Source organism: Providencia sp. PROV129 (assembly GCF_028482245.1).
Taxonomy (GTDB): Bacteria; Pseudomonadota; Gammaproteobacteria; order Enterobacterales; family Enterobacteriaceae; genus Providencia; species Providencia vermicola.
Map to the genome: position 1 here is coordinate 32,287 of NZ_JAMPQD010000027.1, position 13,872 is coordinate 46,158.

12 protein-coding genes are annotated in these 13,872 nt (G+C 42.5%); 11 read left to right on the top strand and 1 reads right to left on the bottom strand.

Features of this window, described 5'->3' with window-relative positions:
- The first annotated feature begins 38 nt into the window (after positions 1 to 38).
- The 10 genes from PSF27_RS18475 to deoD all read left to right on the top strand — a co-directional run bounded on the left by PSF27_RS18475 (position 39) and on the right by deoD (position 12,047).
- The gene (locus tag PSF27_RS18475; RefSeq protein WP_272682002.1) at positions 39 to 1,103 is read left to right on the top strand and encodes a tartrate dehydrogenase; all 1,065 of its coding nucleotides are present in this window, start codon (positions 39 to 41) and stop codon (positions 1,101 to 1,103) included.
- 202 nt (positions 1,104 to 1,305) lie between these two features.
- Complete coding sequence (prfC, locus tag PSF27_RS18480) at positions 1,306 to 2,895, top strand: peptide chain release factor 3 (RefSeq protein WP_206084485.1); 1,590 nt, start codon at positions 1,306 to 1,308, stop codon at positions 2,893 to 2,895.
- Positions 2,896 to 3,092: 197 nt separating this feature from the next.
- Complete coding sequence (locus tag PSF27_RS18485) at positions 3,093 to 3,503, top strand: BON domain-containing protein (RefSeq protein WP_206084486.1); 411 nt, start codon at positions 3,093 to 3,095, stop codon at positions 3,501 to 3,503.
- 130 nt (positions 3,504 to 3,633) lie between these two features.
- Positions 3,634 to 4,731, top strand: coding sequence for a patatin-like phospholipase family protein (locus PSF27_RS18490; RefSeq protein ID WP_272682003.1), 1,098 nt, complete (start codon positions 3,634 to 3,636; stop codon positions 4,729 to 4,731).
- Positions 4,724 to 5,509, top strand: coding sequence for a TatD family hydrolase (locus tag PSF27_RS18495; RefSeq protein WP_272682004.1), 786 nt, complete (start codon positions 4,724 to 4,726; stop codon positions 5,507 to 5,509). Before PSF27_RS18490 ends, PSF27_RS18495 begins: the two co-directional genes overlap by 8 nt.
- Positions 5,510 to 5,812: 303 nt before the next feature.
- The gene (locus tag PSF27_RS18500) at positions 5,813 to 7,096 is read left to right on the top strand and encodes a NupC/NupG family nucleoside CNT transporter (RefSeq protein WP_206084786.1); all 1,284 of its coding nucleotides are present in this window, start codon (positions 5,813 to 5,815) and stop codon (positions 7,094 to 7,096) included.
- Positions 7,097 to 7,591: 495 nt separating this feature from the next.
- Entirely contained in the window at positions 7,592 to 8,371 is a 780-nt protein-coding gene (gene deoC / locus PSF27_RS18505) for a deoxyribose-phosphate aldolase (RefSeq protein WP_272682005.1), read from the top strand.
- Positions 8,372 to 8,419: 48 nt separating this feature from the next.
- Positions 8,420 to 9,742 (top strand): thymidine phosphorylase, encoded by a 1,323-nt coding sequence (gene deoA / locus PSF27_RS18510; protein ID WP_272682006.1) that lies wholly within the window; start codon positions 8,420 to 8,422, stop codon positions 9,740 to 9,742.
- Between the two features lie 53 nt (positions 9,743 to 9,795).
- Complete coding sequence (gene deoB, locus PSF27_RS18515; protein ID WP_206084490.1) at positions 9,796 to 11,019, top strand: phosphopentomutase; 1,224 nt, start codon at positions 9,796 to 9,798, stop codon at positions 11,017 to 11,019.
- 311 nt (positions 11,020 to 11,330) lie between these two features.
- Positions 11,331 to 12,047, top strand: coding sequence for a purine-nucleoside phosphorylase (gene deoD, locus PSF27_RS18520; RefSeq protein WP_206084491.1), 717 nt, complete (start codon positions 11,331 to 11,333; stop codon positions 12,045 to 12,047).
- A gap of 58 nt (positions 12,048 to 12,105) precedes the next feature.
- On the opposite strand, the gene PSF27_RS18525 is transcribed toward deoD, so the two are convergent.
- A complete protein-coding gene (locus PSF27_RS18525) occupies positions 12,106 to 12,606 on the bottom strand; it encodes a GNAT family N-acetyltransferase (RefSeq protein ID WP_272682007.1) in 501 nt (166 codons plus the stop codon).
- 203 nt (positions 12,607 to 12,809) lie between these two features.
- On the opposite strand from PSF27_RS18525, the gene PSF27_RS18530 reads away from it, so the two are divergent.
- On the top strand, positions 12,810 to 13,844 hold the full coding sequence (locus tag PSF27_RS18530; protein ID WP_272682008.1) for a hypothetical protein: 1,035 nt from the start codon (positions 12,810 to 12,812) through the stop codon (positions 13,842 to 13,844).
- Positions 13,845 to 13,872 lie beyond the last annotated feature (28 nt).

Genomic DNA, 13,872 nt, shown 5'->3' on the forward strand with positions numbered 1-13,872 from the left:
GAAAAACACACCTAATTCATTTATCAGAGGTTTTCACCATGTCACAATTCAACATAGCGGTTATTCCTGGCGATGGTATTGGTACGGAAGTGATCCCCGAGGGGTTAAAAGTTTTACAAGCCGCAGCAAGCAAACACAATGTAAAACTTAACTTTACACAATTTGATTGGTCATGTGAAACCTATCACCGCACTGGGCGTATGATGCCAGAAGACGGTTTAGAACAACTGAAAAAGTTTGATGCGATTTTTCTTGGTGCTGTAGGTTTCCCTGGTGTACCAGACCATATTTCGTTATGGGGCTTATTGTTGCCTATTCGCCGTGCATTTAACCAGTATGTTAACCTGCGCCCAGTTCGCTTATTTGATGGGATCAAATGCCCACTGGCGGATAAAAAACCAGGGGATATTGATTTTTATGTGGTGCGTGAAAACGTAGAAGGAGAATACTCTGCTATTGGTGGTATTCAATATGAAGGCACTGAAGATGAAATGGTGCTGCAACAAAGTATTTTTACCCGCAAAGGCACTGACCGCATTTTAAAATATGCGTTTGAATTAGCACAAACTCGTGAGAAAAAACACCTGAGTTCAGCCACTAAATCTAACGGATTATTCCACTCCATGCCGTATTGGGATAGCCGCGTGGCAGAAATGGCAAAACACTACCCAGAGATTAAAGTCGATCAATTTCACATTGATATTTTTGCGGCAAACTTAGTGCGTATGCCAGAGTTTTACGATGTGATTGTTGGGTCAAATTTATTTGGGGATATTTTGTCTGATTTAGGCCCTGCTTGTACAGGGACCATTGCGATTGCACCGTCTGCCAATATCAACCCAGAAAAAGACTTCCCATCGATGTTTGAGCCAGTCCATGGCTCAGCCCCTGACATTGCAGGGTTAAATATTGCTAATCCAATAGGGACGATTTGGGCGGCAGCGATGATGATGCAACACTTAGGTTGCCCTGAAATGCACGATAGCATTATGGTTGCGGTGGAAACGGCGATCAAAGAGCGCCGTCACTTAACCCCTGATATGGGCGGTAATGCAAGTACTCAGGCGTTAGGCGATGAAATCACTCAATTGATTTTGTCGTAATCCGTTCGTTATTTAAGTCATTTTTATGTCTCATCGGGGTATTGTTTTTGTCATACCTCGATGCTTTGATTGTTAATACCCCCAAGATCTGCGAAAATATCCGCCAATTATGTTTAACAAGACGGATTTGCACCGCTAAATGCTACATTAAGCTAAGACGCGTGCCGCTATAAATCTGTATTCAGACGAAAAGAACGGTTAAATGACAGATCAGAATTTTCTACAGGAAGTTAGCACGCGTAGAACGTTTGCTATCATCTCTCACCCCGATGCGGGTAAAACCACGATTACAGAAAAAGTATTGCTGTTCGGGCACGCTATTCAACGTGCAGGTACAGTAAAAGGCCGTGGCTCCAATCAGCATGCAAAATCCGACTGGATGGAAATGGAAAAACAGCGTGGTATTTCGATTACCACATCTGTGATGCAGTTTCCGTACAATGATTGCTTAGTTAACTTACTGGATACCCCAGGGCACGAAGACTTCTCTGAAGATACCTATCGTACGTTAACTGCTGTTGACTGCTGCTTAATGGTTATTGACTCTGGTAAAGGGGTTGAGGATCGTACTCGTAAACTGATGGAAGTTACCCGTCTGCGTGACACGCCAATTCTGACTTTCATGAATAAACTCGACCGTGATATTCGTGATCCAATGGAACTACTGGATGAAGTGGAAAATGAGCTGAAAATTGCTTGTTGTCCAATCACTTGGCCTATTGGTTGCGGTAAGTTATTCAAGGGGGTTTATCATTTACTGCGTGATGAGACGATTCTTTACCAAACAGGTCAAGGTCATACAATTCAAGAAGTTCGTATCATCAAAGGGTTAAATAACCCTGATTTAGATGCGGCGGTGGGTGATGAATTGGCTGCACAATTGCGTGATGAGTTAGAGCTAGTTCAAGGCGCTTCCCACGAATTTGACCATGATGCGTTTTTAGAAGGGGAATTGACCCCTGTTTTCTTCGGTACCGCATTAGGTAACTTTGGTGTTGACCACATGTTAGACGGCTTGGTCGAGTGGGCGCCAGCACCACAAGCCCGCCAAACTGACGTGCGTGAAGTTGAAGCCACAGAAGAAAAATTCACGGGCTTCGTCTTTAAAATCCAAGCTAATATGGACCCGAAACACCGTGACCGCGTTGCGTTTATGCGTATTGTTTCAGGCACCTACGAAAAAGGAATGAAGTTACGCCAAGTGCGAATCAAAAAAGACGTGGTAATTTCCGATGCATTAACCTTTATGGCAGGGGATCGTTCTCAGGTCGAAAATGCCTACGCTGGGGATATCATTGGTTTGCATAACCACGGGACGATTCAAATTGGTGATACGTTCACCCAAGGTGAAGAACTCAAATTCACGGGTATCCCGAACTTTGCACCAGAGCTGTTCCGTCGCATTCGTTTACGTGATCCACTGAAGCAAAAACAGCTGCTGAAAGGGCTGGTTCAGTTATCTGAAGAAGGTGCGGTGCAGGTGTTCCGTCCATTAACCAATAACGATTTAATCGTCGGTGCGGTAGGGGTACTACAGTTTGACGTGGTCGTTTCGCGCCTGAAAAGTGAATACAACGTTGAAGCGATTTACGAAGCTGTTAACGTTTCAACGGCACGTTGGGTTGAGTGCGATGATGCGAAGAAATTCGAAGAATTTAAGCGCAAAAATGAGCAAAACTTAGCCCTTGATGGCGGTGATAACTTATCGTATATCGCACCAACGATGGTGAACCTCAACCTGACCAGCGAACGTTACCCAGACGTTCGGTTCCGTAAAACACGCGAGCACTAGTCTTGTTTTTAACCCGCTATTTCATCATGAAGTAGCGGGTTATCTCTTCCTGATGCTCTTTTAGAGAGCCTTTTCCTATCTTTAAAACTATTTCATCAAGAATATTCTGTCTTTACCCTTGAACCACTTTATTTTTTCTGTTTTTTTACTTAGGCTAGTAACGTTAACTCGTTTACCACAGTGAAAGGAAGGTTCCTATGAAAAAGGCAATGCTATTAAGTAGTTTTACTGCTATTGGATTGAGCTTTGCACTCACTGCATGCAGCTCATCATCAGACGGCGCGCTGAAAAAACAAGCTTCTGAAACGTGGGACAGTGCGGCCAAAACCGTTGAAATGGCAGGTAAAGATACGGGGAATGCTATTTCTAGCGGCGCAAAAAATACGGGCGAATACATTGATGATTCGGCAATTACTGCAGATGTGAAAGGAAAATTACTGGGCACCAAGGGAATTTCCAGCAATAGTGTATCCGTCAAAACTGTTAACGGTGTAGTCTATCTCTCGGGTTTTGTGAAATCAGCTGACCAAATCGATAAAATTACGCAGGTCGCTTCCCGCGTTAATGGCGTGAAATCTGTGCAAAATGGATTAGTGCTTGCTAACTAATCTGTAAATAAATGTCTCAATAGCCCGAATTGATGAATGTTTATTGTACAATGCCGATAGAATGAGCTTTCAAAGGGAAGCTCATTCTGTTTTTGAGTCATGAACGCTATTCAATTCATTCAGGTGTATTATGGGAAAACACGTTTCAGTCACTTTAGGCACTATTGAGCCTCTCGCATTTTTAGATAATATCAACTCAGGAAAAACCGCATTGATTTGTGAAGGTGGCGGGCAGCGAGGGATTTTTACTGCAGGTGTACTGGACGAGTTTCTGATTTCTGACTTTAATCCATTTGATTTAATGATTGGTACCTCCGCAGGGGCGCAAAATTTGTCTGCTTATATTTGCGGGCAAGCAGGCTACGCTCGCCGTGTGATCACCCGTTATACCACCAATTCTGCGTTTTTTAATCCACTACGTTTTATCCGTGGGGGTCACCTCATTGACCTCGATTGGTTGATAGAAACCACAGCAAAAGAGTTCCCTTTGAGAATAGAAGCGGGTCTGGATCTCTTGGATTCAGGCCGTGAATTTTATATGGGGGCTAGCCGTAGTGATGATTTTTCTGCTGAGTTTTTACAACCCAATGCAGATACTTGGCTGGATATTATTCGTGCATCGAGTGCAATCCCTGGGTTCTACCGCGAAGGCGTTGAATTTGATGGCACGTTATACCACGATGGTGGGATTAGTGCGGCAATCCCTGTTGAAGAAGCCTACCGACGCGGGGCTGAAACAATTGTGGTGATCCGTACTGTGCCATCCCAAATGTATTTCACCCCTGAATGGGTGAAAAGAATGACGCGCTGGTTGGAAGGTGAGAATAACGGATTACAGCGCATGGCGGCGATGTTGAAAGTGCATCTGAAAAGCTATCGTAAGACGCAAGAATTTATTGAAAATCCGCCTAAAGATGTGCAAGTTTTCGAAATTTACCCACCTGTTCCGCTAAAAAGTAGTGCGTTGGGGAGTAAAGTCTCTTCCTTAAATGAAGACTATCATACAGGGCGACGTTGTGGGCGTTATTTCATTGCTGCTCTTGGTGCAGGGTTTAATCAGAGTCAAAACAGCTTCAGTCGCACTTTGGCGCGGAAGATGGAACTCAATCCCCTTGAGATTGATATCGAACCTTCAGAGCAAAATGCATCAGTGCCTGAAGACTTAGTGCCAGAGCTTGTCGAGGCACCTTCAATTATATTGCCAGTGAATGAAAATCGTAATGGATAAACCACAATTTATTGATACACACTGCCATTTTGATTTTCCGCCTTTTAGTGATGCGCTTAGCGAAAGCTTGCACCTTGCACAACAAAGTGGCGTAGAACAGATTGTTATTCCTACGGTGAGTTTAGATAACTTCGCTCGTGTATGGCAATTGGCGCAGCAATACCCACAATTGCATGCAGCGATGGGGTTTCATCCTCTGTATATCAGTCAGTATCAAGATGCACATTTTGATGTATTAGTGGATTACCTTCAGCAGAAAAATAAAAACTGCGTGGCAGTAGGGGAAATTGGACTCGATCTATACATGCCAAACCCGCAGTTTGAGCGCCAACAGCAATTGTTAATTGCGCAACTTAAGCTGGCAAAGCAGTTTGATTTACCTGTCATTTTGCATTCCCGCAAAACGCATGACCCACTAGCAGCGATATTGCGCCGTATTGATGTGCCTGCTCGCGGTGTGGTACATGGTTTTTCGGGGAGCTTATCCCAAGCTCAAGCTTTTGTTAAACTTGGTTATTATATTGGTGTAGGGGGAACGATAACCTATGAGCGCGCTAATAAAACTCGCTATGTGATGTCGCAATTACCACTCACATCATTATTGTTTGAAACTGATGCGCCAGATATGCCTGTTTCAGGTTTCCAGGGCGAGCCCAATCGGCCAGAGCGTCTTGAGTGGGTTTTTCGTTCATTTTGTGAGCTTCGCCACGAATCTCCAGAAGAAATCGCTCAACAACTTTACAATAATAGCCTATCGTTATTTAATCTGACAAAGTAAAAACAGTTAAAACGATAAGTAATACTTATATAAATCTGTTTCCCATCTGATTTAATCCATTCAGCTTTTACTACGACTTATGGCACCTTTAGAGCCTTTCCAGATAAAACCGACTCAGTTTTGTGATTTTTATCACATTATTTGAATTTTCAGTGTTTCTTGCACCTCGTATTTGTGATGAACATTGCGAGTTATTCATGATGACTAGGTATAATCATCACACAAAGAGACAAGGTGACTTACACGTTTCCTTATATATCAACCTAGAATCAAGTGAACAGGGATCCTTCCATGCAACTCATTATGAGTATTATAGGAATGGCGGTACTCATCGCGATAGCTATCCTATTTTCTAGCAATCGCCGAGCGATAAGACTTCGCACTGTAGGTGGTGCTTTTATTATCCAGTTGGCAATCGGCGCATTAGTGTTATATGTCCCTGCTGGGCGCAGCGTGCTACAAGGGATGTCTGATGGTGTTTCTAAAGTCATCGGATATGGTCAAGATGGTATGAGCTTTATTTTTGGCGGCTTAGTGTCCGACAAAATGTTTGAATTATTTGGCGGTGGCGGCTTTATTTTTGCTTTTCGCGTTCTGCCTATCATTGTGTTTTTCTCATCGTTGATCGCTGTACTTTATTACTTAGGTATCATGCAGTTGGTGATTAAAGTATTGGGTGGCGGTTTACAGAAAGTTCTTGGCACATCACGAACTGAGTCCTTATCTGCGACGGCGAACATTTTCGTGGGTCAAACTGAAGCACCTTTAGTTGTTCGTCCTTATATTGCAACTATGACCACTTCTGAACTGTTCGCGATCATGTGTGGTGGTTTAGCGTCAGTGGCGGGTTCTGTGTTAGCGGGTTACGCACAAATGGGCGTGCCAATGGAATACTTGATTGCTGCATCATTTATGGCAGCACCTGGTGGTCTGTTATTCGCAAAACTGATGGTTCCTGAAACAGAAGATGCGCGCGATAGAGTTAACGCGACTGATTTAGTTGCAGAAGATGAACGTCCTGCAAATATTATTGATGCCGCAGCAGCGGGAGCATCGTCAGGGATGCAATTAGCATTGAATGTTGGCGCAATGTTATTAGCGTTCATTGCATTGATTGCATTAATCAACGGTATTTTAGGTGGTATTGGTGGCTGGTTTGATTATCCTCAGCTGTCCCTTGAGTTGCTATTAGGTTGGTTGTTTGCGCCTATCGCTTACTTAATTGGTGTGCCGTGGAGTGAAGCCACTATTGCGGGCTCATTTATTGGTCAAAAAATTGTTGTGAATGAATTTGTTGCCTTCATGAATTTCGGTGAATACATGAAGGCAGATGCAGAAGTGATTGCGGCAGGTAAGCAAGTACTGTCTGATCATACAAAAGCCATTATTTCATTCGCATTGTGTGGTTTTGCGAACTTATCGTCAGTGGCAATTTTGCTGGGTGGTTTAGGCGGAATGGCACCAAATCGCCGTGGCGACGTTGCGCGTCTTGGCATGAAAGCTGTCATGGCAGGAACATTGTCGAACTTAATGAGTGCGACTATTGCTGGCTTCTTCTTGACCTTGGGGGCAGCCGCGGTAGCATAAAGCATCGTGTAAGATTTTAGGCAGGTTTATTCAGCCTGTTCACTATAGAAGCGGAAGGGCGTAGCTCTTTCGCTTTTATTTTTATCGGTTATATTCTTTTGCTATCTTTTATATTCAAAGGCAGAATTTCAACTATTCTTAACTTAGTCAATTAATGATTGTTTAAGGTTAGAAAAGCCATTTGAGTGAATAAATTAACAGATAGATCGGGTATAATGAGATCTTATTCACATAATTATATTTAATAATGTAACATTCAGTCGATTAATGTGATTTGTAGCACATAAAGTGACGCTGTTCCATGGTCAAATAGACACTAGTAAGCTGCTAATGGAACTGCTAGTTCTCAGAGTCGAATGACTCTAGGGCATCGTGCGGTGAGAAGGAACTCAGCTGCTCAGTTCGGAAGCATCCGGCTGGCATCTTTAAGGAACCAAGCCCGCTCGCCAACAAAGAACGTGTCGTTCTGAAGAATTAATAACGTTGGAGAGTTATATGACTGATTTAAAAGCAGCCGCACAACGCGCGCTGTCCCTGATGGATTTAACCACATTGAATGATGACGACACTGATGCAAAAGTGATCGCATTATGTCATCAAGCCAAAAGCCCTGCTGGCAACACAGCGGCAATTTGTATCTACCCTCGTTTTATTCCAATTGCGCGTAAAACTTTGCGTGAGCAAGGTACGCCTGACGTTCGCATCGCGACCGTAACCAACTTCCCACACGGTAATGATGATATTGAAATCGCATTAGCAGAAACTAAAGCCGCTATCGCTTATGGTGCGGATGAAGTTGACGTTGTATTCCCATACCGTGCGCTGATCGCAGGCAATGAACAAATTGGTTTTGATTTAGTCAAAGCGTGTAAAGACGCATGTGCAGCTGCCAATGTGTTACTGAAAGTGATCATTGAAACGGGTGAATTAAAAGATGCTGCGTTAATTCGTAAAGCGTCTGAAATTTCAATTAAAGCTGGTGCTGACTTTATCAAAACCTCAACAGGTAAAGTGCCTGTTAACGCAACATTAGAAAGTGCAGAAATCATGATGCAAGTCATCAGTGATATGGGCGTTGCAAAAACCGTTGGTTTCAAACCTGCTGGTGGTGTACGTACCGCAGAAGAAGCGGCTGATTACTTAGCATTAGCAGGCCGAATTTTAGGTGACAATTGGGCTGATAGCCGCCACTTCCGTTTTGGCGCATCAAGCTTATTAGCAAATTTATTAAACACGCTGGGTTACGACGTTAAAAAATCAAGCAGCAGTTATTAATTTTCGCATTATTGTTAGCCGATAAATTCGACTTTAAAGGAGTATATCGTGTTTCTGGCACAAGAAATTATTCGTAAAAAACGCGATGGTAAACCATTAAGCGAAGAGGAAATTCGCTTTTTTATCAATGGTGTTCGTGATAATTCTGTTTCGGAAGGTCAAATTGCTGCACTGGCAATGACCATCTATTTTAACGATATGACGATGCCTGAGCGTGTTGCACTGACGCTGGCTATGCGTGATTCAGGAACGGTGCTGAATTGGAAATCACTTAACCTTAACGGCCCGTTGGTGGACAAGCACTCTACAGGCGGTGTTGGTGATGTGACTTCACTGATGCTAGGCCCAATGGTCGCTGCATGCGGCGGTTATGTCCCTATGATTTCAGGCCGTGGTCTGGGTCATACAGGTGGTACGTTGGATAAGCTGGAAGCTATTCCTAATTTCGACATCTTTCCTGATGATGTTCGTTTCCGTGACATTATTAAAGATGTGGGTGTGGCAATTATTGGGCAAACCAATTCATTAGCGCCAGCAGATAAACGTTTTTATGCAACCCGTGATATTACTGCAACAGTTGACTCGATTCCGCTGATTACGGCATCCATTTTAGGTAAAAAACTGGCTGAAGGCCTTGATGCCTTAGTTATGGACGTAAAAGTCGGCTCTGGTGCATTTATGCCAACCTATGAGAAATCAGAAGAACTGGCAGAGTCAATTGTCAAAGTGGCAAATGGCGCAGGATGTAAAACGACGGCATTGTTAACCGACATGAACGAAGTATTGGCGTCCAGTGCGGGTAATGCGGTTGAAGTGCGCGAAGCAGTGCAATTCTTAACTGGCGAATACCGCAACCCGCGTCTGTATGAAGTGACAATGGCACTTTGTGTGGAAATGCTGGTTTCAGGCTCGTTAGCGGCTACTCGTGAAGAGGCTCGCCAAAAACTGCAAGCGGTGCTGGATAACGGTAAAGCGGCAGAAGTGTTTGGTCGTATGGTTGCAGCACAAAAAGGCCCAGTAGATTTTGTTGAAAATTATGACAAATACCTACCAACTGCTGTGCTGAGCAAAGCAGTTTATGCACCGAAAGACGGTATTATCACGCAAATGGATACGCGTGCATTGGGGATGTCCGTTGTGACATTAGGCGGCGGTCGCCGCAAAGCAACTGACCCAATTGACTACAGTGTTGGTTTGAGTGATATCGCGGCACTCGGCGCGAAAGTGGATACACAAACACCATTGGCAATTATCCATGCAAACAGTGAAAAAGCATGGGAAGAAGCGGCAAAAGAAGTGCGCGCAGCAATGGTAATTGGTGAAAATTCCCCAGAGCAAACGCCGATGGTTTATCGCCAAATCAGCGAGTAATACAAATAGATTTTAGTGGTATATCGTTCTAATAAATACCGCAGGAGAAAAATATGAAACGCACATTTATTATGGTTTTGGATTCCTTTGGGATCGGCGCTGCACACGATGCACATAAATTTGGTGATGAAGGCTCAAATACATTGGGTCACATTGCAGATGCTTGTGCACGCGGCGAAGCGGATATTGGTCGTAAAGGGCCTCTGCATTTACCTAATTTAACAAAATTAGGTTTAGGTAAAGCAGGAGAAGAATCAAGCGGTTCATTCCCTGCGGGTCTTGATCCTAATGCTGAAATTATCGGTGCATATGGTTACGCAAGCGAGATTTCTTCTGGTAAAGATACCCCATCAGGCCACTGGGAAATCGCAGGTGTGCCTGTGTTATTCGATTGGGGATATTTCTCTGACGAAGAAAACAGCTTTCCACAAGAACTGCTAGATACTTTAGTTAAAAAAGCCAACCTGCCAGGCTACTTAGGTAACTGCCATTCATCTGGTACTGTCATCCTAGACCAACTGGGTGAAGAGCACATGAAAACTGGGAAACCAATTTTCTATACCTCTGCAGACTCTGTATTCCAAATTGCGTGCCACGAAGAAACGTATGGCTTAGACAAACTGTATGAGCTGTGCGAAATCGCACGTGAAGAGTTAACCAAAGGTGGTTATAACATTGGCCGTGTTATCGCGCGTCCATTTGTGGGTGATAAAGCAGGTAACTTCTCGCGTACAGGCAACCGTCACGATTTAGCGGTTGAGCCACCAGCACCAACTGTACTGAAAAAATTAGTGGATGAGAAACAAGGTGAAGTCGTTTCTATCGGCAAAATTGCGGATATTTACGCGCACGTTGGTATCACTAAGAAAATCAAAGCAACAGGTATCGATGCACTGTTTGATGCAACAGTAGAAGAAATGAAACTGGCGGGTGATAACACCATCGTATTCACTAACTTTGTTGACTTTGACTCAGCTTACGGCCACCGCCGTGATGTTGCTGGCTATGCCGCAGCACTCGAATTATTTGACCGTCGCTTACCTGAATTAATGAAACTGGTTAAAGAAGATGACATTCTGATTTTAACTGCTGACCACGGTTGTGACCCAACTTGGCCAGGAACTGACCATACTCGTGAGCACATTCCTGTTCTGGTTTATGGACCAAAAGTGAAACCAGGTTCATTAGGTCACCGCGAAACGTTCGCAGATATTGGTCAGACAGTCGCTAAGTATTTTGATTTGTCTCCAATGGATTACGGCAAACCAATGCTTTAATCCCAATTACCCGTCATACTTTGAGCTGTAGCGGTGTTGGCTGCACAAATCCACCCTAATCACATACTTGTGTATGCTCATAGGGATGGTTTTGCTAGCCGCCTAGCTACAACTCAAATTATCTAGGGTAATAAGTTACTTAGGGTAATAAGTTGCTTAGAGTAATGAGCAAACTTTACCGTCATACTTTGAGCTGTACGGTGTTGGCTAAAATTTACATTGCTTAGGGTAATGGCATACTGATTCTAATAATAAGGTGGGGGACCACCTTATTTATTTTAAAAAATTTTATTGTTTAAAGGGAAATAATCATGGCAACTCCACATATTAATGCAGAAATGGGTGATTTCGCTGATGTCGTTCTGATGCCAGGTGATCCATTACGTGCAAAATACATCGCAGAAACTTTCCTGCAAGATGTCCGTCAAGTGAACAATGTTCGTGGCATGTTAGGTTTTACAGGGACTTATAAAGGTCGTAAGATTTCTGTTATGGGTCACGGCATGGGTATCCCTTCTTGCTCAATCTATGCAAAAGAATTGATCACCGATTTCGGTGTGAAAGTGATTATCCGTGTAGGTTCATGTGGTGCAGTGATGGATGATGTGAAACTGCGTGATGTTGTTATCGGTATGGGTGCTTGCACAGACTCTAAAGTTAACCGCCTGCGTTTCAAAGACCAAGATTTCGCGGCAATCGCAGATTATGATTTAGTTCACAACGCGGTTGAAGCGGCAAAAGCCAGAAAAGTTAACGTCCGTGTGGGTAACCTGTTCTCTGCTGACCTGTTCTATACGCCAGATCCAGACATGTTCAAAGTGATGGAAAAATACGGCATCTTAGGTGTTGAAATGGAAGCTGCGGGTATCTATGGTGTTGCGGCAGAATACGGTGCGCGCGCACTGGCTATCTGTACTGTATCTGATCACATCAAAACAGGCGAGCAAACCACTTCGGACGAACGCCAAACAACATTCAACGAAATGATTGAAATTGCGCTGGATTCGGTGCTGTTAGGCGACAAATAGTCGTTAGCAAAATACCGAGATGATTTCTTTAAAATGCCACGTATAGCGTGGCATTTTTTTAATTATTAGTTTTTATCCTGCTCATCATCACGGCATCAACGTATTGCCCATCACGGAAGGCGTAGTCTCGCATACGGCCTTCTTGCACGAAGCCAAATTTCTGATATAAGCCAAGGCCATTATCGTTGGCGGCAAATACTTCCAATTCAATACGGCGCACATTCAACCAGTTATCGCAGTAATCCACCATCACTTGCATTAGTTGTGAGCCAATACCTTTGCCTTGGTGGGCTTCACTAACCGTGATGCCAAAGGTGGCCACATGGCGGCGGCGTATTTGGCTTGGTTGCTGGATAGCGAGTAACCCTACAACTTCATCATCAATGGTGGCAACAAACTGAGTGACGAGTGGGTCATTGGTACCAAGGCGGGCTTCCCATGTTTTTTCTGTTGGGTAAGGCAACTGTAATGTATTGGCATAGGCGGAATAGTCAGCGTGCATTTGGGTGATTGCAGGCACATCGCCCAGTGTTGCTCTGCGTATAGTGACGTCGCTCATAATTTTCTCTTGTTATAATTTGGTGGGGAATATTAATCACATTAAAAATATGGCATGTCAATTGATATCCACCTCTGTAATGAAAGGTTTTGCAAATTGAGTTACTGGCAACTATACGAAATCACTATTTGATATCACCATATAATAAATACATATACTATTTTGACTAAATAGCATTCAGTTATTTATTAGGAGAAATTATTATGCTTGAATCAATGAATCAAAAAAACTTTTTCCCCAGCTTAGCTGTGACTAAGGCGCAGCTAAAAGATGCCCCAAAAAAAATTAAAAAATGTGTTGCTAAACAAATAAAAAAGATTAAGCAGAATACAAAATTATCACATCTAAATCTAAGGAGAAATAATAAAAATAAGATTGATGATCTTAAAAATACGGAGACTCAGCTTCAAGGTGTATTGAAAGACAGTAATAGAGACCAAGTTGGATTTGAAAATAATGAATATGAAGTAAAAATCAGTAAGCAACCGGAATGGCAGCAATTAACGAATGCACTTACCACTCCAGGTGAAGTCGAAAAAAGCTTATATAGTTCATTGAAAAAAAATGGAGTTAGGGAGGGGGATATTGATTTAATTAAAAAATCAATTAACAAAATGAAAGAAACAAACTCTTCTGATGATATTGTGGTTAAAATTTATGATTTTCTTGAATTATTTTCAAATCAAGGTTCTCTTACAAATAAATTTATAATTGACTATTTAGATAAACCTATGGAAATAGATAGGTCTACGCAAGATACTAATTTAAACTCTTTGTCTTCGCAACCAGAGAAAACTAAGGAAACATCTGACTCGATTGATGTTTCCGATAGGTTATATAATGAATTAATTAAAAATGTTTTTGAAATTAGTAGAGAGAAAAATATTACCGACGAGCTATTTAGTTGTTTCGGCCAGAAATTGTCTAATTGGAAGGAAAATGAACAACCAGAAGTATTTAAGATAAAAATAAATGAACTATTTAACATAGCATGTGATATTTTATCAAAAAAAGCATTAGATGAAATTAAGCTTAAACTTAAAGACGATATTGAAATAAAAAATGAAACGGTCAAGCCTATTAGTATATTCGATGATACTATACCTGAACCTAAGCCTAAAACCTCAATGGAGAAATGGTTAAATACCATTGAGTGGAAATTATTTTTTTTCTTAGAAAAAATAGAAAAAGCCTACTCAGGGGTGAAAAAAGAGATGAAAAAAATTTTTAGTTTTTGAATAGTAAGAAGGGTAAATTGAGACAGAA